Origin of the sequence: Quyinboa ferrireducens, from assembly GCF_042436675.1 — a bacterium.
Lineage (GTDB): Bacteria > Bacteroidota > Bacteroidia > Bacteroidales > UBA5342 > JBHJHP01.
In genome coordinates this window covers 67,217-87,385 of the sequence record NZ_JBHMVA010000006.1, presented here as the reverse complement: position 1 = coordinate 87,385, position 20,169 = coordinate 67,217, and the positions used below count along the sequence as shown (strand labels likewise).

Annotated in this window: 14 protein-coding genes and 1 tRNA gene; 9 read left to right on the top strand and 6 right to left on the bottom strand. The window is 38.7% G+C overall.

Features of this window, described 5'->3' with window-relative positions:
- Positions 1–33: 33 nt before the first annotated feature.
- The 4 genes from ACE01N_RS10800 to ACE01N_RS10785 form a co-directional block, all read right to left on the bottom strand.
- Complete coding sequence (locus ACE01N_RS10800; RefSeq protein WP_380588368.1) at positions 34–4,857, bottom strand: RecQ family ATP-dependent DNA helicase; 4,824 nt, start codon at positions 4,855–4,857, stop codon at positions 34–36.
- A gap of 286 nt (positions 4,858–5,143) precedes the next feature.
- On the bottom strand, positions 5,144–5,662 hold the full coding sequence (locus ACE01N_RS10795; RefSeq protein WP_380588365.1) for a hypothetical protein: 519 nt from the start codon (positions 5,660–5,662) through the stop codon (positions 5,144–5,146).
- A 39-nt stretch (positions 5,663–5,701) separates the two neighbouring features.
- Positions 5,702–6,223, bottom strand: coding sequence for a hypothetical protein (locus ACE01N_RS10790; RefSeq protein ID WP_380588362.1), 522 nt, complete (start codon positions 6,221–6,223; stop codon positions 5,702–5,704).
- Between the two features lie 42 nt (positions 6,224–6,265).
- Positions 6,266–6,784 (bottom strand): hypothetical protein, encoded by a 519-nt coding sequence (locus ACE01N_RS10785; RefSeq protein WP_380588359.1) that lies wholly within the window; start codon positions 6,782–6,784, stop codon positions 6,266–6,268.
- Positions 6,785–7,455: 671 nt separating this feature from the next.
- Between ACE01N_RS10785 and ACE01N_RS10780 the strand changes: the two genes are divergently transcribed.
- Positions 7,456–7,830 (top strand): endonuclease domain-containing protein, encoded by a 375-nt coding sequence (locus tag ACE01N_RS10780; RefSeq protein ID WP_380588356.1) that lies wholly within the window; start codon positions 7,456–7,458, stop codon positions 7,828–7,830.
- A 344-nt stretch (positions 7,831–8,174) separates the two neighbouring features.
- Here ACE01N_RS10780 and ACE01N_RS10775 read toward each other — a convergent pair.
- Positions 8,175–8,247, bottom strand: a tRNA-Thr gene (locus ACE01N_RS10775).
- Between the two features lie 254 nt (positions 8,248–8,501).
- On the opposite strand from ACE01N_RS10775, the gene ACE01N_RS10770 reads away from it, so the two are divergent.
- The 7 genes from ACE01N_RS10770 to ACE01N_RS10740 all read left to right on the top strand — a co-directional run bounded on the left by ACE01N_RS10770 (position 8,502) and on the right by ACE01N_RS10740 (position 18,097).
- Positions 8,502–9,704: an RHS repeat domain-containing protein gene (locus tag ACE01N_RS10770; RefSeq protein WP_380588353.1), complete on the top strand. Its 1,203-nt coding sequence runs from the start codon at positions 8,502–8,504 to the stop codon at positions 9,702–9,704.
- Between the two features lie 157 nt (positions 9,705–9,861).
- Complete coding sequence (locus ACE01N_RS10765) at positions 9,862–10,767, top strand: HAD family hydrolase (protein ID WP_380588350.1); 906 nt, start codon at positions 9,862–9,864, stop codon at positions 10,765–10,767.
- An 11-nt stretch (positions 10,768–10,778) separates the two neighbouring features.
- On the top strand, positions 10,779–11,990 hold the full coding sequence (locus ACE01N_RS10760; RefSeq protein ID WP_380588348.1) for a glycosyltransferase family protein: 1,212 nt from the start codon (positions 10,779–10,781) through the stop codon (positions 11,988–11,990).
- 16 nt (positions 11,991–12,006) lie between these two features.
- Positions 12,007–13,683 (top strand): sugar phosphorylase, encoded by a 1,677-nt coding sequence (locus ACE01N_RS10755; protein WP_380588345.1) that lies wholly within the window; start codon positions 12,007–12,009, stop codon positions 13,681–13,683.
- Positions 13,684–13,694: 11 nt separating this feature from the next.
- Positions 13,695–14,828 (top strand): glycerate kinase, encoded by a 1,134-nt coding sequence (locus tag ACE01N_RS10750; protein WP_380588342.1) that lies wholly within the window; start codon positions 13,695–13,697, stop codon positions 14,826–14,828.
- Entirely contained in the window at positions 14,825–15,745 is a 921-nt protein-coding gene (locus tag ACE01N_RS10745) for a S66 peptidase family protein (RefSeq protein WP_380588339.1), read from the top strand. Before ACE01N_RS10750 ends, ACE01N_RS10745 begins: the two co-directional genes overlap by 4 nt.
- A gap of 24 nt (positions 15,746–15,769) precedes the next feature.
- Positions 15,770–18,097: a GH92 family glycosyl hydrolase gene (locus ACE01N_RS10740; protein WP_380588336.1), complete on the top strand. Its 2,328-nt coding sequence runs from the start codon at positions 15,770–15,772 to the stop codon at positions 18,095–18,097.
- 516 nt (positions 18,098–18,613) lie between these two features.
- Here ACE01N_RS10740 and tnpA read toward each other — a convergent pair.
- Entirely contained in the window at positions 18,614–19,075 is a 462-nt protein-coding gene (gene tnpA / locus ACE01N_RS10735; protein ID WP_380588333.1) for an IS200/IS605 family transposase, read from the bottom strand.
- Between the two features lie 652 nt (positions 19,076–19,727).
- Between tnpA and ACE01N_RS10730 the strand changes: the two genes are divergently transcribed.
- Positions 19,728–20,099 (top strand): YraN family protein, encoded by a 372-nt coding sequence (locus ACE01N_RS10730; RefSeq protein ID WP_380588330.1) that lies wholly within the window; start codon positions 19,728–19,730, stop codon positions 20,097–20,099.
- Positions 20,100–20,169 lie beyond the last annotated feature (70 nt).

The following is a 20,169-nucleotide window of genomic DNA, read 5'->3' as shown; positions in this document are numbered from 1 at the left end:
TACTATAATGTTTTGCCAATAAAATTATTATGTTCAATTATAATCCTCAGTTGGTGTATTGTGCTTTATAAAATTTAATTCAGGTAATATTATTAGAATCTCGTATTCTAATTCTTCTTTTTGCCAATATACAATATAGTTTACTTTCGATTCTGAAACAATATACCCAATATTCTTATATTCCATTATTTTTTCTTTAAAACTATTGGAAAATTTGATGACACATGTTCCATTTTTATCGTAACAACCATCATTGTCAACTTTTAGTATATCTCCACTTTTGAGATTTGATATTATTCTTTGCTTAGACAAGAAGTAGTCTAACCATATATCTTTATGAGTAAGATGTACAACTAATAAATTGGGAAGTTCATATTGTGTATTATCAACTTTTCGTTGTATTCCTTGGCAAGAAATATTGTCAAGGAAATTAGTATTTATGTGAATATCAAGGTTTTGTTTTGCTCTGGTCATGGCAACATATAACTCACGTTTCTTTGCATCCTTATCAGGGTTGATATTATCCAGCATTAAAAATACGGTATCAAATTCTTTACCTTTTGATTTGTGAATAGTTGATACAAAAATTGTTTCTCCATTTGTATTACTAAAATCTTCAAATTTTGATTCTCTGACAAAGACTTCAAAATCAGAATGGTATTTTGTTTTTGGATTACTCAACTCGAAATCTTTTATGAGATTAATACAAATTTCAACTTTACTACTTTCCTTATATTTGTTCCATATTTTACGTTTGGCAGCTTTCCAGTTTTCTTCTGAAATGATGTACCTATTTTCATTAAAATTCAATTGGTGTATGAAGTATCTGACCTCAGCTAAATCATATAAACAAAACCCATCATTAGTTTGAATTAATTTGGCAGGTAAACCTTTATGAAGTAAAAGTCCTGTTATTTGTATAGCTTCTGAGTTTTTATGCGTTAATACACATGTAGTTCCTTTCAGACTTGTCGATAATATGCTTTTAACCAATGGGTCAAAAAGGTTGGCACTGGAATACTTTGATAATCTAACTAAGCCCATTTCATTCGAATGTGGGATAATAGGAGTTTCTTTGAGACGATGAGAAATATTTTTAACAAATTGATTAGTAAATTCCACAAGATTTGCCTTGCTTCTATAATTTTCAGTTAACTCAAATTTTTTAGCTTCTTGTTCAGTTATAAATTGCTCCAGATATTGTGAACTTGCCCCCCTGAATTCATATATATTTTGATCGTCATCACCAACTGCAATTACCCTCATATCTTCATTCTGCTCCATTAAAGTTTTTATTAACTCAAATTCATGGACATCCATATCCTGAGCCTCGTCAATAACCAAAACAGTCTTTGTGATACGATTAATTTCAATATCCTTAGTTTTTATTTTATCAATAGTGTTGCATATAATTGTTTGTGACTTCTCAATTGAACCAACTTTTCCTAATAAATCAAAACAAAATGAATGAAATGTTTTTATTTCGATAAAACTAGCTGCATTCCCAATTAATTGATGTAAACGTTGCTTGAATTCAGTTGCTGCTGCTCTTGAAAAGGTGACCATTAGTAATTGATCATGCTTCACATCTTCCATAAGCAGCAAAGATGCAAGCTTATGCACTAATACTCGCGTTTTCCCACTGCCAGGGCCAGCTGCAACTGCAATGTATTTTGAATTATTATCTTTTATAATACCTAACTGGGAAGGTGATAACTCTCCAAAAAGTTGTCTGAATTTCGTTGGAGTAATATTTCTTTTTATTTCATTTTGCCTACTACCTTTAAAATATTTATTTAGGAAGGAAGTGTAGTTAAGCTGAAAGTAATCTTCAACAAACTGGAGTGCTTCTTTATAATCCCGAATCATTTTACTGGCATATTCACCAACTATGTGTATTTGTTGTATTTTATTTTCATAAAACTGATTTAACTTTTTATAGTCTTCTGCTTTATATCTTTTTTTATTATCTTGTTCTAGCCTCTCTATGGTAAGTTTATTATAAACTACAAGGAATCCTCCTTCTATTTTTATTGCGTCAATTCTGGATAAATAAAATAACGCATCTTCAATATCTGATAGTTTTATATCAAGTTTGAAAAAAGCATTTTGGTTTTCATATTCTTCTTTGAGCTGATAAACTGAGAATTCAACCAAAACTTGTTCTTTTTTTATGTCAATAGATGAGAGATTTTGAGTACTTTTAATGTAAAGATAATCAACGATAAATCGGGCTAATTCATGTCTTTTCTCTAGTCTATTTTTTAATTCAGTTTTCGAATAATTTGATAATATAATTAGATGGTTTTTTATAAAGTCCTGCTGTTTCCGTTTTATCCAGTTCTTGATAGTCCAAAAGTTGATGATTGTTCTTATTTTATTTGGTGACACATCAGTACATCCATTTTCCTCTGCTAGTTCGTTAAGTTCTTTTATGTGAAAAGTCTTTTCTTCTTCTTCAAACTGAGAGAGCAAAAACATCTCGATTCCACCAATTGAGTTTAGAATGCCAAGCGAACGATTTTTATTTTCTCCTTGTTTGATAAATGCTGTTAAGTCTTTAGTATCTGCTAATATTTTTTCTTCGCGCAGTAAATTAACAACATTAATAACCTCCTCTGTAACAATGCCCAAATGGTCTGATATATAGTCTATCCTTGATTCTGCTGTTTCATCAGTTACCTGATTCTTACTTTTACTAGAGAACAATTTCCTGATAATGCGAACGGCTTGTTGTTTTTGTTTCTCATTGAATTTTTCTGATAAATTTATTTTCTCAATGGCTTCCTGTGCATTTTTTGAAAGAATACTATTGGCAAAAATGCGAGGTGCATTCTGTCCTCTTTTAATGTATCCTGCTTCCTCAAGTGCTGATATAGCTGTAATTACCCTAGTTTCGATTTCAACTACACTATCATCCCAACCAGCTTTACGTGCAATTTCTAATGCGGAATTGGAAACTCTTGATCTAAAACGTGTTATGTCTTTAATGGCTTTCCAGACTTGTTGAATTTCTTTAATGTGCAACTTTGTTTGATTGAGTAATATAAAATGCTTGCTTAAATCTTCTTCATTGAAAAGAACATAACATTCAGCAGTAATATTCTCATCTCTTCCTGCTCTTCCTGCTTCTTGGACATAATTTTCAAGAGAATCTGATAATTCATAATGAACCACCATACCAACATCCTTTTTATCAACTCCCATTCCAAATGCTGAAGTCGCAACCATAATATCCACATCGCCACGAATAAATGCATCTTGATTTTCCGATTTTTCTTGCTTATCCATTTTCCCATGGTATGGTTTTGCCATATATCCATCACTTGTAAGTCTTTCAGCAATTTTATATGCTCTTCGTGTTCTTGCAACATAGATGATTGTCGGACATTTTTTCCCATCAATCAAATTACGCAAAGTATTGTATTTATCCTCATCGTTTTCTTTAGGGATTACCTTATAACTTAGGTTTGTACGAGATCCTTTAGCGTTGAAAAATTCTAATTGAACTGATAATTTTTCCTGAAAATAATCTTTAATATCCTGAATTACATTTTGTTTAGCAGTTGCAGTAAAACAAGAAATTGGAATTGCACTTTCAAGGTTTTTCTTTTCTTGCAACGCTTTTATAAAATCTCCAATATAAAGATAATCAACCCTGAAATCCTGTCCCCAAGATGAAAAACAGTGGGCCTCATCAATAACGAATCGTACTACATTTCGCCCTAGTAATAATCGTTCAATTGATTTTGACCTTAACGATTCAGGTGAAATATATAAAATAGATGCATCTCCATTTTCGATTCTAGTGAAAGATTTTGATCTTTCAATTGGATCTAATAGTCCATTTATTGTTACAGCTTCCGTGATGTTTGATTTTTCCAGATTATCTACCTGATCTTTCATAAGAGATTGTAGAGGTGAGATAACAACTGTCAGTCCTTTTACACTTTCACCGCTCATTAAAGCTGGTACTTGAAATGTGATTGACTTACCACCCCCAGTAGGAAAAACTGCTAAGATAGATTTATTGTTAATTGCCGCTTTAACTGCATTTTCTTGCAAGGCTAAACCGTCAAACGTTCTATAAGAATCAAAACCAAAGTATTTCTTTAATCCATACCTTGAATTGAGAGATTTGTTGCAATAAGCACATCCTTCCAAACAAGGATTATTTCTTAATAAATACATAACTCTTTCTACTTCGGGATAATTCTTAGTTACCCATGGAGGTGTAATTGAGCGGCGATCATTAGCATTTATTAATGCTAAACAATAGGCAAGTTCAATTGGATTATTTTCTATAAGTATTTCAATGTTAGTGTCCTGACAAATAATTCCATAAAACCTATTTTGAATGAGTCTGGCAACATTAAATGCAAAAAATGAATAGCTTAAAAATTCAAAAAATGCTTTAAATTCATTTATATTCTTAAGTAACGAATAATAAATCTGTTTTAAATCATTATCTAGTTCCTGAAATGTCGATAATTCAGAATAAAACAAGTCTTTAGCTTTTAAAGCATCATTAAGAGGATTATTTAACTCTTCAGTTTGTAGTTTATCATCTTTTAGTAGCGCATGATATGGCCTTTTAGGAAATAAAAGTGGAGATAAATATAGAGTGTCAATGGGTTTGAATTCTGCCATACTCTTATTTGAAGATTTTTCAATGTATAGTAAGTCATGTTTAATGATGTTATGGCCGCAAATATATTTTTTGTGACTAATAAAACTTAAAAGTTCCGAAACCGAATGAGAATGCAAGTTTAATCCATTTTCTGTAGTACATCCAACATCAAGGATTTTCTTACTTTTGACATCTATCTCTGTATCGATAAAAGCGATATTATTCATTAATTTTAATTCGATTTCTAATTTGATAAATGGCTATCGAATTAGCCCTAGCTACAATATTCAGTTACAATTATTTTGCATTATATATTTAATATAACAACGGATTTTAGGTTGCTTTATACTTATCTATAAATGAGTTACTTTTTTTGAACTTCACCTTTTATTAAATTTTCTGATGACAGTATCAAAAATATCTTAAAACAGGTCAAAAACTCAGCTAATTTACAAAATATTCGCATTTGTAAAACAGCAAAATCAATTTAAACGCAATCAAAACAACTCCACCTCAAAATGCAAAGCCGCAACTTATTCCCGGCCAGATTAAAGATGATTTACCGTTAAAGCTAAAGTCGCCAAAGCGGTTGGTCAGGTAGAGCAGTCCGGCACGGAATACCATTCCGCCGTCGGTTCTCTGGTAGCGGTAGCCCAGCCGGAAGGTCAGAATGCCGCCATTGTCTTTCATATTGGTCCGGCCAAAAATAAGCAGGTAGGTATAACCGGGTCCCAGCTCAAAATAATGGCTACGCCCGGATACCGGAATAAGAGCATTCAGCTCAAACGGAAAAGAGCTTATGCCGTATTGCTTATCAAGTAAATTGGGTGTGTAACTAAATCCAATGCGTGGTGCAATGGCAAATGTTGGGTTAATGCGAAACATGTGATCCACATTGATGGAATAGGAATAGGCATTTCCACCGGCTTCAAGATAGTACGCCGAATTGGTTTCATAAATGCGGGGTTGCGCCATGGTATAGGCAGAGCCAATGATGTAAAGTAAAGCAAGTAAAAGTTTGTGTTTTTTCATAAAGGTGTTTTGTTTTTTATTTATTATGAAAACTCAGATTTAAAAAGCATAGCCAAAGCTAAGTCCGACCCAGGGTTGCCAGTTGCTTCGGCCTGAGCTGCCGGTATAAAAATTGTAAATACCAAGCAGGCCTGCCCTGAAAAGAAATCCGCCTTCCGGTTTTTGATAGCGGTACCCCGCCCGTATGGTCAGGGCTTTCATTTTATCGTTGGTCAGGTACTCTCCAAAGGCTCTTATAAATGTAATTCCGGGACTTACATCCAGGTAATTGTTGTAGTTCTTAAAGGGCATTAAAAAGGACAGCTCAAACGGGAACGCAAAGAAGCTGTCTTCACCGTTAAATAGTTTTGATGGTGTGTAACCATAGCCTGCACGTGGCGCAATGGCTACTCCGGATTCCATCCTGAACCAGTGGTCCATATTAAATGTGTAGGTCATGCCGTTTCCGCCAAGTTCCACGTAAATACTGTTGTTACTTTCTGGAAGCGATGATTGGGCATGCAGATATGACCCTGTTGCAGAAATTGCACTGATCAGTAGATATAGTATAAGTCTTTTCATTTGTTGTGTTTTAAATCCGTTATTACTCCATCCTTTCTGTTTTCATAGTGCTACACCTACACTTAGTCCGGCCATCAGGTTCCATGAATGATGTGGATTTATTATATCGGGACGACTGGAATAGAAGTCCAGCATCGGAATGATACCGGCACGAAATACAAACCAGCTTCTCTCGGGTTGATACCGGTATCCTGCACGAACTGTCATAAATCCAACGTTTGTACCATCCATATTTGCCAGGGTAAGACCGGGCCCTACTTCCAGAAAATGCCGGGTTTTATACAGGTTCATCATGGCTGTAAATTCCATAGGCACAGATATAATAGTATAGCCCCTGCCCAGAAAATTATCTTTGGTGCCAATACCTATACGGGGCACAATAACAAGGTCGTGATCCATCCGGAACAGCAGGTCCATATTAATGGTACTGGTCAGTCCATTGCCCCACAATTCATAATATAATGTCATATTACTGCGTGAAGGTTTTGTTTGTGCATTTAACCATACAGATGAAAGAAAGAGACCTGATAATACCAGGATAAATAAGAATTGCTTTTTCATACAGGTAAAATTAAAGGTTTAATTATCCCGACGCTACGGTCGGGATCAGTTCGTCTGAATAATTACAGTTGAATAGTTCCTGTAATTATAGTCTCACTGATCAAACAACATGCTAAAGTAAGAAAAAGCGGGTAATAAAATCCGGGGAGGTGTTATTTATACGGAATTTATATTGTGACCCACCCGGCTTCATGACCCACCCTGGCTTTTGGTAAACCTGCAAGCTACTGATTTACGGCCCTCCCTATCCCGACGCTACGGTCGGGACATGGAGGGTGCTTTGAACAGGTTTTTGTAACTGGGATTAATCGGTTTACATGTCTGAACTGGCCCTCTTTGTCACGCAGTGAAAGAGAGGGTTGTCTTGAAAGGAACGAGCAGGAACTGTAATCTGGGGTGAGTCAAACTTTAATAACCCACCCTTGCTTCTTTCAAACTTGCAAGCTACTGATATACTGCTCTCCCTATCCCGACGCTACGGTCGGGGCATGGAGGGTGCTTTGAACAGGTTTTTGTAATTGGGATTAATCGGTGTACATGTCTGAACTGTCCCTCTTTGTCACGGAATGCAGTGCAGTGATAGAGAGGGTTGTCTTGAAAAGAACGGGCAGGAACTGTGATCTGGGGTGAGTTAAATAAATCAGTTTTTCTTAAATTTGAAATAAAACCCTATGGAAAAAAGACTTACACCTATACAGGTTGCCCGTGAATTACGAAAAAACATGACTCCATCAGAAAGAATTCTTTGGAATGAGCTCAGAAATAAAAAACTGGGAGTAAAATTTCTTAGGCAACATCCGGTAGTTTATGATGCATCAGCTACACCTGTAAAATTCTTTGTGGTTGATTTTTATTGTGCTGTTAAAAAACTTGTTATTGAACTTGATGGTGGAATACATGAGACACAAAAAGACTGGGATGTATTAAGGGATTTTGAATTGCAAAAAAGAGGTTATAAAATTATCAGGTTCAAAAATGATGAAGTTGAGGATATAGAGCGTCTAGTCAAAAGGATTCGTGAAATTTTGAATAATGAAGACGATTGATATCATTTGACTTGAGTCAAAATTCATGACCCTCCCGGGTTTCTTTCAAACCTGCAAGTTCCGGAGTAACTGCCCTCCCTAAACCCGATTTTCAATCGGTTCCATGGAGGGTGCTTTGGACGGGTTTTTATAATAGGGATTTTATCGGTTTATATATATGATCCGGCCCTCTTTGTCACGAAATGTAGTGTAGTGAAAGAGAGGGTTGTCTTGAAAAGAACGGAATGGAACTGGAGTATGGGGTGAGTCAAATAAAAGACCAGTTAAGTCAGATAATATCAACCCGGGTGAGTTTAAAATACAAAAAAAAGGCACAGCCAGAAGCTGCACCCTCACGAATAATGAGCCACCCATGGGAATCGAACCCACGACCTACGCGTTACGAATGCGTTGCTCTACCGACTGAGCTAAGGTGGCAAAAGCAATTTCTGAACGACTTGCGTTCGTAAAAACACCTTTTCAGAATTTAAGATTCTGAAGAGGCCAAAAGTATAAAAAATTCTTTTCTGCAAATATACTCCTGTTATATTTTAGTCCTTTTCTTTATACCTTACTTTCGGGCATACGTTTCGACGCCAATAATTTATTATCTTTGTTATCATCCTTCCCATTCAATGTTTTAAAAGAATATGATCTGATTTTGTGTCAACGTATGAATTTAAAACATAATTATGAAAGCTATTATTCCTTCAATTGCATTTTTGTTTTTGCATGCCGTTTTAATCGCTCAGCCGTTTGGCAATGCAGCGTCGGGTTACCGTATTATTCGTCAGAACTACGAAAACAGTTCAGGTGAATTTGCTCATACTGTATTTCTTTACAACCATAAGGGTACTATCTATAAGGCTTTCTGGACGCTGGATGACAGTTCGCGTTATTCTGTAAATTATTATGAGTACGATAACAAAGAGAACCTTGTTTCTGCGTTCAGGGATTTTTCCGATAATCTTACCTCATTTGAAAAATTCTCTTACGATGCGTCCGGGAATAAGATGTTTGAGATATTCTCACGATCTGATGGGAAAACCGGATCAGCAGAATACACGTATGATGGTTTGATATTGAAGAGAGCTGCTTTTGAAAATTATAAGGGCTGGCTAAAATGTGATGTTACCTATATTTATGTAAATGGCAAGCGACAAAAAGCCAATATATCCCGTGGTGATGAAGAGATTGGGACGATAAGCTATTCTTACGATAAAGCAGGAAATCTGATCTGCGAGATTTGGGATTTTAACGGGAAATGGAGTCAGACATTTACGTACAGTTACGAAAATAAGAACCTCCCTGTATATTATTATGCTAGTCCGTTTTTATCCGGATCACCAGATAAAATAATAAGGGAGGACTATACGTATAACAACGAAACCGGAGGACCATCCGAATATTTTTACAGCGATGGATTGCTGGAGGAAAAGGTATTTACGCGAAGCGATGGCCTTAAAACGATCACAAATTACACATATGATGCTGACAAAAAACTGGTTGCATCTACCCGGGAGTATGCAACGGGAAAGATCTCAAGGTTCACTTACGAATATGATGAAGATAATCATCTGATAATGCGGAATTGTTATGACAGAGATTCCCTTATAGCATATGAAGCTTACCTGTATGATTCTGATGGTATGCTGACCAAAGCTTATTTGAGAAATTTTGATGGCTGGTTAACGGGCAATGTAATCTTTAAGGTTGATGAAGCCGGACGGTTGAAAACCGGAATTTTCAAAAACGAAAAAGGTCCCGATGCTGAAATAATGTTTATTCCGAATTCAAATGGTTTTCCTGAAAGTATCCGCTGGAATTTTTCAAACGGGAAATATCAGCAGTACAAATTCTTTTATGAACAGAAATACCGTACTAAACAGGAATAACTAACTTCTTAAAAATAAAGTCGCAATAATATTAACATAATTGAAGTAAAACATAAATAATTCTGTCATATTGAAAAGTTAGTTTTGCCAATTGGAGAACATTTGTTATTTTTAGCTTGTTTCTTTATTGGAAAACATAATTTTTAAGAGCATAAACATGACAGAACCGTATTTGGGGAAGATTGAATCCTGGCTGGAACGTATTGAACCGCTTGAACTACGTCCTACCGGTGCTGTGCCGTCCTATTCAAAAGAGGAGGGAATTAAGGCCGTGGTATTTGATATTTACGGGACCCTGATTATCTCTGCATCCGGTGATGTGATGCAGTCTGAATACTCAGCAGATATGTATAAGGACGCCTGTATTGCAGCAGGAATTGAGATCACTGCCAACGAGGATGAGGCACTGATCTACATGCACGATATTTACGAACTCATGGTTAAGGTTCACAAAGAGAGAAGCCGTAAAAAAGGTATTCCTTTCCCTGAGGTTGATATTGAAAAAGTGTGGACGGATGTACTCGCTGATGCGGATCAGATTGGCCTTATAAAACTTAATGATACCTACGATTTGCGCACGTTTATATTTGTGTTCGAATTGAAAAGCAATAAAGTATGGCCAATGCCCGGCTTAAAAGAAGCCCTGGAAGGGATACGGAACAAAGGCTACAAAATGGGAATCGTTTCCAATGCGCAGTTTTATACTCCGGTCATCATGAATTATTTTTTATACCACAAGATAGAAGGGAAGCCTTTTCTCGATAAGTTTGATGAGGGATTATCGGTGTTTTCGTATAAGCTTCTGAAAGGAAAACCTGATACAGCCATATATAAAGCACTTTTCCTCGGAATGGAAGAACAGGGTATCAAACCTGAAGAAATATTATATGTGGGCAACGACATGTTGAAGGATATCTGGCCGGCCAACGAGGTGGGGTTTAAAACTGTGTTTTATGCAGGCGATCAACGGGCTTACCGTTTGCGTGAAGATCATCCCCAGGCATCACTGACCAAACCGGATCATATTATCACATCGTTAACTCAATTACTCGAAATAATTTAAAATTTTACGTTATGGGCGATTTTTATCAGGACGGTTATGTAACAACCCTGCACAATTTCAGAAAAACACCGGTTGAAGAACTGGAAAAACGACTGGTGAAATTTGCGAAACGCCGTCCCATGGGCCTGATTATTCCGGCTCTTTATTCGGAACTGGAAAAACCTGCACTGGCTAAGATAGTGGATACACTGAAAGATATACCGTATATCTCGGAAATTGTGATTGGTTTGGATGCTGCAGACCAAAAGCAGTTTGAACATGCTAAAGAATATTTCAGCGTACTGCCTCAGCATCACCGTATTCTATGGAATCATGGTCCGAGGTTGCAGGAATTGCGTAAAATGCTGATCAGTAAAAAAATTCATTATGGCGATGCTGGTAAAGGTCAAAATGTGTGGTTCTGTTTCGGATACATGATTGCTTCCGGAAAATCCGAGGCGGTGGCACTGCACGATGCCGACATTATTACCTACAGCCGTGATATGGTGGCCCGTTTGTATTATCCGGTGGCTGATCCGACATTCAACTATAAATTCTGTAAGGGATATTACTTCAGAGCCGATGACGAAAAGATAAACGGCAGGGCTACGCGTTTACTGGTTACGCCACTGATCCGGACCCTGAAAAAGTTCTTTCCCGATGATGAGTATCTGGAATTTATGGATAGTTTTCGTTACATTCTTTCAGGTGAATTCTCCATGCGTGCAGACGTGATGAAAACGGTTCGTATTCCGTTCGACTGGGGACTGGAAGTTGGTATTTTATCAGAGGTTCAGCGCAATAACTCATTTAACAGGATCTGCCAGGTTGAGATTGCAGACTCATATGATCACAAACATCAGCCTGTATCACAGGATAACCCGAACAGTGGTCTTTCAAAAATGAGTTTTGATATTGCACGTAATCTGTTCGTGAAAATGGCTATTAACGGCCGCATTTTCACTAAAGGGACGTTCCGTTCCATAAAAGCGACCTATACACGTATCGCCATCGATTTTGTAGAACGTTATACCGCCGATGCGGTCATTAACGGATTGTCCATCGATCGTGACGCTGAAGAACAGACGGTTGACCTGTTTGCACAAAATATTTACCGAGCCGGTATTGAATTTCTTGATTATCCTGATCTGGTTCCTTATATCCCTTCATGGAAGCGGGTAATCAGTGCGATACCGGAATTTTCAGATATGTTTTACGATGCGGTAGAGGAAGATAACGCTTAAGAGAAATAATATGTTGATGGAGGAGATGAAGGCGCATCTGTACGCAGTGTACGGGGCGGCTGTGGACGACAATTATTTTAAATTATTTAAGGATCTCATTGATCAGACCCGGATAAGCAGGGAACGGAGTGAGTTGTGGAATGAAAAGGACATTTTTCTGATAACCTATGGTGATACGTTTCTGAAGGAAGAAGAGATACCGCTTAAAACCCTGCATTATTTTCTTGTCAGGCATTTTAAAAATATATTTTCTACGGTTCATATCTTACCTTTTTTTCCTTACAGCAGCGACGATGGGTTTGCAGTAAAGGATTTCTACAAAGTGAACCCTGAGCTTGGTGACTGGTCAGACATACAAAAAATTAGTAACGATTTCAGACTCATGGCTGATCTGGTGGTCAACCATGCCAGCAGTCAGAGTGATTGGTTCAGGCAATTTCTGATGGGAGAGGCACCGGGAAAAGATTATTTTTTTGTGCCGGAGGAGGATTTTAACAGCCGGCTTGTTGTAAGACCCAGAAGTACTCCTCTTGTTACAAACTACCAGTCGGTAAACGGTGTAAAAAGAGCCTGGACGACCTTCAGCGCAGATCAGGTGGATTTGAATTATCATAATCCGATGTTGTTGCTGGAAGTTGTAAAAATTGTGCTTTGGTACATTAAAAACGGTGCCAGAGTGATCCGGCTTGATGCCATTGCGTTTATCTGGAAATCCAGTGGAACGCCGTGTGTGCATTTATTTGAAACGCATGAGATTATTAAGTTACTGCGTCTGGTTATCGATTACTGTGCACCGGATGTGATCCTGATCACGGAGACTAATGTGCCGCATCTGGAAAATATAAGCTACTTTGGGCGAGGTGATGAAGCACACATGGTCTATCAGTTTCCGCTACCGCCACTACTGTTGTTTACCATGAACATGGGCAATGCAGGTGCGCTAACCCGTTGGGCCTCATCATTGTCAGATCCGGGTGAAAACCGCACATGGTTCAACTTTACCGCATCACACGACGGCATCGGTGTTCGTCCGCTGGAAGGTCTGGTGAGCCGTGCGGAGATCAATGGCATGGTAGATAATATGATCAATTTTGGTGCGCTGATCTCTAACAGAAGACGATCGGATGGAACTGAAGAGCCATATGAGATCAACATTACTTATTTTGATGCCATGAAGGGTATCGGCAATAAACCGGATAATTTCCAGGTGGACCGTTTCCTCTGTTCTCAGCTGATTATGATGAGCCTGAAAGGTGTGCCGGCTTTTTATATTCACTCCATGTTTGGAACACCGAACGACTACAATGCGGCCGCCATGCAGATTAAAAACCGGGCCATTAACCGCAGAAAATATTGGTTATATGAAATTGAATCATTGATTTCAGGCAGATCATATCAGGCTGGTGTTTTTGGATCGTTACAGCATTTTATTAAACTCAGAAAAGAACAGACTGCTTTCCATCCGGATGCAGGACAGGAAATCCTTGATATCGGTATGTCATTTTTCGCCTTCATTCGTTCCAACATAGAAACAGAACAACATATTTTGTGCATTTCAAACATTACACCCGGAGAACGCAGAATAGTCTCTGTAAAAGATATTCAGCATTATAAGTACGATCTGCTGAGCCGCCAGACCATAGGATCACAGGAGATTGTACTAAAACCTTACCAGACGGTTTGGCTGGTATAAAACGAATAAACATGAACATCGTTATTGCTATCGATTCCTTTAAAGATTGTTTATCATCAGCTGGCGTGGCAGAACGTGTTGCTGACGGGATCCGGAAGGTTTATCCCGATGCGCTTATTCATGAAATTCCGATTGCCGATGGTGGCGAGGGAACGCTGGATGCCATGTGCCTGTCTCTGGGCGCAGAGAAAATCCCTGTTAAGGTTCACGATCCGTTGATGCGCCCGGTTATGGCAGCTATAGGTTGGCACGAAGAGCGCAAACTGGCGGTAGTTGAAATGGCTATGGCTTCGGGTATTGAACGGTTGACCGCAAACGAGCGCAACCCGATGCTTACCACCACATTCGGAACCGGTGAGCTGATGAAAGCGGCTTTGGATAAAGGATGTAAGGAAATGATACTGGGCATTGGCGGAAGTGCAACCAACGATGCCGGAACAGGAATGGCAAAAGCATTAGGCGCAAAATTTCTCGATCAGGAAGGTGTTGAACTTCCTCAGGGGGGAGGCGAACTTGCCAAATTGCATAGGATTGATATATCCGGTTTGGATCAGCGATTGAAAAATGTAAAGGTAAGTGTGGCTTGCGATGTGACCAATACACTGACAGGGATAAATGGTGCATCAGCGGTTTTCGGTCCTCAAAAGGGAGCAACACCCGAAATGGTTCAGCAACTGGATGCTAACCTGGCTCATTTTGCCGGCATCGTAAAAAACGATTTAGATACAGATGTTTTGCATATCGAAGGCGGTGGTGCAGCAGGAGGTATTGGTGCAGGCTTATACCTGTTTGCAGGTGCAGAGCTGGTTCCCGGTTTCGATCTGGTCAGTAATGCTGTTAAGCTGGAAGAGAAAATTGCACAGGCTGATTTTGTGATCACCGGAGAAGGAAGACTGGACGGACAGACAAAAAACGGGAAGACACCATATGGCGTTACAAAGCTGGCTCAAAAATACACTAAACCGGTTATTGCCATCGCAGGTCAGCTGGGAGATGGCTACAGGGATTTGTTTTCGTTTGGATTTGGTGGTATCTTTACAATTAGCGATGGACGGGGAAGTGTGGAAGACTCGATCAGGCGGGCGCCGGAACTCCTCGAAAGTCTGGGAGAACGCATATTCAGACTAATAAAAACAATACAATGATTATCCCTGACAGACTTAAAAAAGGTGATGCCGTAGCCCTGGTATCGCCTTCAGGACGAATTGAAAAAGATATTCTGGAATTAGCCGAATCGTTTTTAACGGAATGGGGATTGGAGGTAAGAACAGGAAAACACGCTGCAGGATCACATCATATTTACTCCGGCACAGTAGATGAACGTATAAACGATCTGCAATCAGCCATGGATGATCCGGACGTTAAAGCTGTTTTTTGTGCGCGTGGTGGTTACGGAGCAGTACAGTATATTGATCGGGTTTCGATTTCAGAGATCAGTGATTTCCCGAAATGGGTGGTTGGTTTCAGTGATATTTCGGTTTTGCATAGCATGCTGAACCGGAGTGGTATTGCAACCATTCACGGGCCTATGCCAAAAAATTTTGAAGCGCTGATTACGGATAGAGAGGATAAATCACTGGAATACCTGAGGCAGTTACTTTTTGAGGGCAGTATCGAATATTCCTGGAAGGGTGAATCAACGCATAACGAATTTACGGTAAGCGGCGAACTGGTGGGAGGAAACCTGTCTGTTATGGCTGGTTTAAGAGGTACGCTTTATGAACCTTTTTACGATGGGAAAATCCTGTTTTTGGAGGATCTGAACGAAAACCTGTATCATGCAGATCGTTTGTTGCAGAATCTTAGACTGGGAGGCATATTTAACCGTATCAATGCATTACTTGTCGGTGCTTTTACCAATATGAAAGACTCTGATCCACCTTTTGGAAAAGACATACATCAGATTATTCTGGATATAACAAAAGATTCAGATATTCCGGTTGTATTTGGTTTTCAGGCTGGTCACCAGAAACCAAATTATCCATTACCGTTTGGGGTGAGGATGCTTTTAATGCGTGATAATGGAATAAATAACCTGCATAATATTCTTGGCATAACTTAATTCTGACAACGCTTTCATTTTGGTATGATCAAACTAAAAGTCAGATATAACAACATTCTGGTTTTATTTATAGGATTACTTACTGTAACCGGTTGCACTAAAAAACAACCCGTCGATTATGTCAATCCTTTTATTGATACCCACAAAAGCCGTTGGTTTTACTTTTCATCAGCAAGTATGCCATTTGGTATGGTGAATCTGAGCCCGGATACATGGACGAAAGGGAGTTGGCAGAGTGGGTATTTGTATGATTCGTTGTATGTTAGGTGCTTTAGTCATATACATGCCTGGCAGATGGCTGGCATACCGGTCATGCCGACCACAGGAATATTTGAGGGAAATATGGGCTTGGAGGCTACAAAATCACCATTTTCACACGATACCGAAATAGCACAACCGGGATACCATAAGCTGGTACTGGACAGGTATAACATAAAAGCTGAACTGACATCAACCACGCGAGTCGGTTTTCACCGCTATACCTTCCCTGACACAGATAGTGCTTATATCAGTTTTTACACAGGAGCTTTTCTTGCACATGGAGGAGTGGACTCTTCTTATGTAAAACTGATAAACCCACATGAGCTTGAGGGATTCTCTGTGATGAGCGGCACCGTTCGCCGTAAAAAACCAACATATGTGTATTTTGTGGCTAAACTGGATCATCCTGTAATAGGATTTGGTGGATGGAGGGATAGTAGTTTGCTGAACATTGAAAAGGAAATACGCGGTAAAAGCATTGGCGCATTCGTAAGGATAAAGGCAGATGGGAAACCTGTATTGATGAAGGTAGCCATATCCTATACAAGTATAGAAAATGCGCGCAACAATATGCGGGAGGAACTGCCTGGCTGGGATTTTGACGCTACAGCAAAAGCAGCTCGCATTGAATGGAATAACATGTTGTCCGGAATAAGTGTGGAGGGTGGCTCTGAGGATCAGCGCATAAAATTTTATACCGACTTGTGGCATGCACTTCTGGGACGTCGGATTGTAAGCGATGTGAACGGACAGTACTGTGATATGACTGGTGATATACCGCAAATAAAACAAGTCCGACTGGATGAAAACAATCAGCCTTTATTCCCACAGTATAACTTTGATGCATTGTGGGGCAGCCAGTGGAACCTGAATATCCTGTGGTCCATGGCATATCCGAAAATAATGGATGGATTCTGCAATTCTATGGTGAATATGTATAAGGATGGAGGGATGATTCCCCGTGGCCCATCCGGAGGAAACTATACCTATGTAATGATTGGTGCCCCGGCAACTTCTTTTTTTGCAACAGCCTATAATAAAGGTATTCGGAATTATGACGTGAAACTGGCCTATGAGGGATTGCGTAAGAATGCATTCCCGGGAGGAATTCGCGACAGGGCGGGTTATGAGTCAGGTCCAGACCCAACAGGTGGTGGAATGGACTACTATATTGAAAGGGGATATGTGCCGGAAGGTATTGAAACAACCGGTTATCATCAGGATGGCGCATCAATGACACTGGAGTATGCGTACCAGGACTGGTGCCTGTCGCAGTTGGCCAAATCGCTTGGGAAGGATTCGGATGAAGTGTATTTTAAAAACCGATCACTGAATTACAGAAATCTTTGGAATAAAAAAGATATGCTAATCCATCCTAAAACTTTGGGTGGTGACTGGACAGAGAATTTTAAACCGGTTGGTGAAGGGTTTAATACAGTGGGATTTTGCGAAAGCAATGCAGCCATATACACAAATTTTGTACCGCATGATATGGCTGGTTTAATCAATCTGTTTGGTGGGGACAAAAGCTACAGATATTTTCTTGAAAGTTCGTTTGAAAAGGCCCAGCCAAACAGATTTGTGGCACCTCATGGTAAACATGCTCAGAGTTGGGTGGATTATGAAAATCAACCTTCCTGTCAGATGGCGCATCTGTTTAGTTATTGCAGGGCACCATGGCTGACCCAGAAATGGGTGAGAGCGGTTAAAAGTGAGACATTTGGTGATGTAACTCCGCATGGCGGGTACAATGGGGATGAGGATCAGGGACAGATGGGAGCACTGGGTGTACTGATGGCCATCGGTTTGTTTCAGACAGACGGCGGAGCTTCAGTTGATTCCGAATATGAGATTACATCTCCAATATTCGATAAAGTTGAAATTATGTTGAATCGGGATTATTATCCTGGAGATAAGTTTGAAATAATTACACATAATAACGCTACCGATAATATCTACATTCAGTCAGCCAGACTCAATGGAAAGGAATGGAACAATTTCAGGTTCCCGCATAAGTTATTCCGGGAAGGTGGTCACCTGGAGATTTACCTGGATAGTATTCCAAATAAGAATTGGGGTATTGTTGAATAATATTATCAATAGTAATCCCAAAGGGATAGTATTAATATAAAATGCATGTGAAATATTAACCCAAAGCCAGCGGTTTGCATTATAAATGTATGTTCCAGTTTTGCAGGAATAGTTAGAGTTTACTATGTCATCCTTTCAGGATTTTTTTTCATCAATGTATGAGAACAGTTACAAAAATATCAACCCTTCGGGTTTCGTAGCTTAGATCATCTGCTGGTGTTTTTTAATCCCGAAGGGATGCTATTATTGTAATAAATAAGGTCAAGATGTTGAATCATAAACCCGGAAAAGTTTGCATTATGTATGTGTGTTTCACTTTTACAGGAATACTTAGAGTTTACTCTGTCATCCTTTCAGGATTTTCTTTCATCCGGACATGATTACAGCTATAAAAATATCAACCCTTCGGGTTTAGTAGCTTAGATCATCTGCTGGTGTTTTTTAATCCCGAAGGGATGCTATTATTGTAATAAAAGACGTCCTAAATGCTTTATCGTAAACCCGGAACGGGAGGTATTATTCTAACCAATTGAATAGATACTTTTCATTAAACTCAATTCCATATTCTTTTAGAAATTCTATGTATTCCTCTCTGAAAGTCCTGGTCTTGTGATGTTCTTCCTGATTTTCGATATAATTATAAACATTTTCAATTTGCGAATGGGAATAAGAGAAAACACCATATCCCTCCTGCCATCTAAACCTTCCCGGGACATACCTCTGGTTATTAATAAAATTAGATGAATTGTTTTTGATATCCCTTACCAAGTCAGATATTGGCATTGATGGTTGTAGTCCAACAAATGCATGAACATGATCCAAATAGCCGTTGACTATGATTGGTTTTTGGTTTTTCCCTTTAATGATTCCTGCAATGTATTTAAATAATTCTTCTCTCCATTTCTTGTGGAGAAGGTTTTCTCTTCCCGATACTGCAAATACATATTGCACGTAAATTTTTGAGTATGTGCCAGGCATTTGTTATACGTTTTAGGTTTGTTGTAATTAAAATTATTATGTTTAGTACAATAGTAATCAATAATAAAATTATGAAAATTTATTATAACTCCTCTGATTTAATTTAATGTATTCTATCCCTATATTGTCAATTAGGGTTCTGTCATCCCTTCGGGATTTTTTTTCATTAGGACATGATCGTAGCTATAAAAATATCAACCCTTCGGGTTTACTATAAAAGGTTAGTGATGGACCTGTTCTCTACCTTTCATTATTATAATCCCGTAGCATAACTGATCGCAAACCGTGTGGGGCACGCAATCCCGAAGAGATGCCATTATTGTAATAAAGACAGCCAATATACTGTATCGTAAACCCAGAACAGTTTGCATTATAAAATGTGTGTTTCAATTTCACAGGAATACATAAAGTTTACTCTGTCATCCTTTTAGGATTTTCTTTCATCCGGATATGATCACAGCTATAAAAATATCAACCCTTCAGGTTTTGTTGTGTAATTATTGCCGGTCCGTAAATTTGGTTTAATCCCGAAGGGATGTCAATATTGTAAAAAGGACAGTTAATATACGGTACTGTAAACCCGGAACGGGTGGTATTATTTGATGGCTTTATACTTATGTCGTATCTTTATAATTCCTTAAACTCAAACCAGATGACACAGAACAACCGTAAAAAAGGTAACCGGGGCGAAGAACTGGCCCGGATATATCTGCAACAACAGGGATACCATATCCGTCATACCAACTGGCAGTTTGGACATAAAGAACTCGACATTGTTGCTGAAAAAGATGACTTACTGGTGGTTGTGGAGGTGAAAAGCCGGACCACTGATATTTTTGAAAATCCCGAGGATGCCGTATCAAAAAAGAAAATCCGTATGATTATTGATGCTACTGAAGCGTACCTCGAAACCTATGACGTGGATATGGAGGTACGGTTTGATGTCATAGCGGTCTTGTTTCAGCCCGGCAAAGCACCTGAAATTGAACATTTTGAGGATGCGTTTATTTCCCCCGTCTGGTAAACATATTGCGTATTGCATGAAAAATACATTCATAAAAAAGAATCTTATGTCTTGATTCTTAAGTCTTGTG

What these genes read in the sequence shown, in the direction of transcription:
- ACE01N_RS10760 (WP_380588348.1), top strand. Translation starts at nt 10,779, where the DNA reads ATGGGCGATTTTTATCAGGACGGTTATGTAACAACCCTGCACAATTTC.
- ACE01N_RS10730 (WP_380588330.1), top strand. Translation starts at nt 19,728, where the DNA reads ATGACACAGAACAACCGTAAAAAAGGTAACCGGGGCGAAGAACTGGCC.
- ACE01N_RS10790 (WP_380588362.1), bottom strand. Translation starts at nt 6,223, where the DNA reads ATGAAAAGACTTATACTATATCTACTGATCAGTGCAATTTCTGCAACA.
- tnpA (WP_380588333.1), bottom strand. Translation starts at nt 19,075, where the DNA reads ATGCCTGGCACATACTCAAAAATTTACGTGCAATATGTATTTGCAGTA.
- ACE01N_RS10745 (WP_380588339.1), top strand. Translation starts at nt 14,825, where the DNA reads ATGATTATCCCTGACAGACTTAAAAAAGGTGATGCCGTAGCCCTGGTA.
- ACE01N_RS10765 (WP_380588350.1), top strand. Translation starts at nt 9,862, where the DNA reads ATGACAGAACCGTATTTGGGGAAGATTGAATCCTGGCTGGAACGTATT.
- ACE01N_RS10800 (WP_380588368.1), bottom strand. Translation starts at nt 4,857, where the DNA reads ATGAATAATATCGCTTTTATCGATACAGAGATAGATGTCAAAAGTAAG.
- ACE01N_RS10795 (WP_380588365.1), bottom strand. Translation starts at nt 5,662, where the DNA reads ATGAAAAAACACAAACTTTTACTTGCTTTACTTTACATCATTGGCTCT.
- ACE01N_RS10785 (WP_380588359.1), bottom strand. Translation starts at nt 6,784, where the DNA reads ATGAAAAAGCAATTCTTATTTATCCTGGTATTATCAGGTCTCTTTCTT.
- ACE01N_RS10740 (WP_380588336.1), top strand. Translation starts at nt 15,770, where the DNA reads ATGATCAAACTAAAAGTCAGATATAACAACATTCTGGTTTTATTTATA.
- ACE01N_RS10750 (WP_380588342.1), top strand. Translation starts at nt 13,695, where the DNA reads ATGAACATCGTTATTGCTATCGATTCCTTTAAAGATTGTTTATCATCA.
- ACE01N_RS10770 (WP_380588353.1), top strand. Translation starts at nt 8,502, where the DNA reads ATGAAAGCTATTATTCCTTCAATTGCATTTTTGTTTTTGCATGCCGTT.
- ACE01N_RS10780 (WP_380588356.1), top strand. Translation starts at nt 7,456, where the DNA reads ATGGAAAAAAGACTTACACCTATACAGGTTGCCCGTGAATTACGAAAA.
- ACE01N_RS10755 (WP_380588345.1), top strand. Translation starts at nt 12,007, where the DNA reads ATGGAGGAGATGAAGGCGCATCTGTACGCAGTGTACGGGGCGGCTGTG.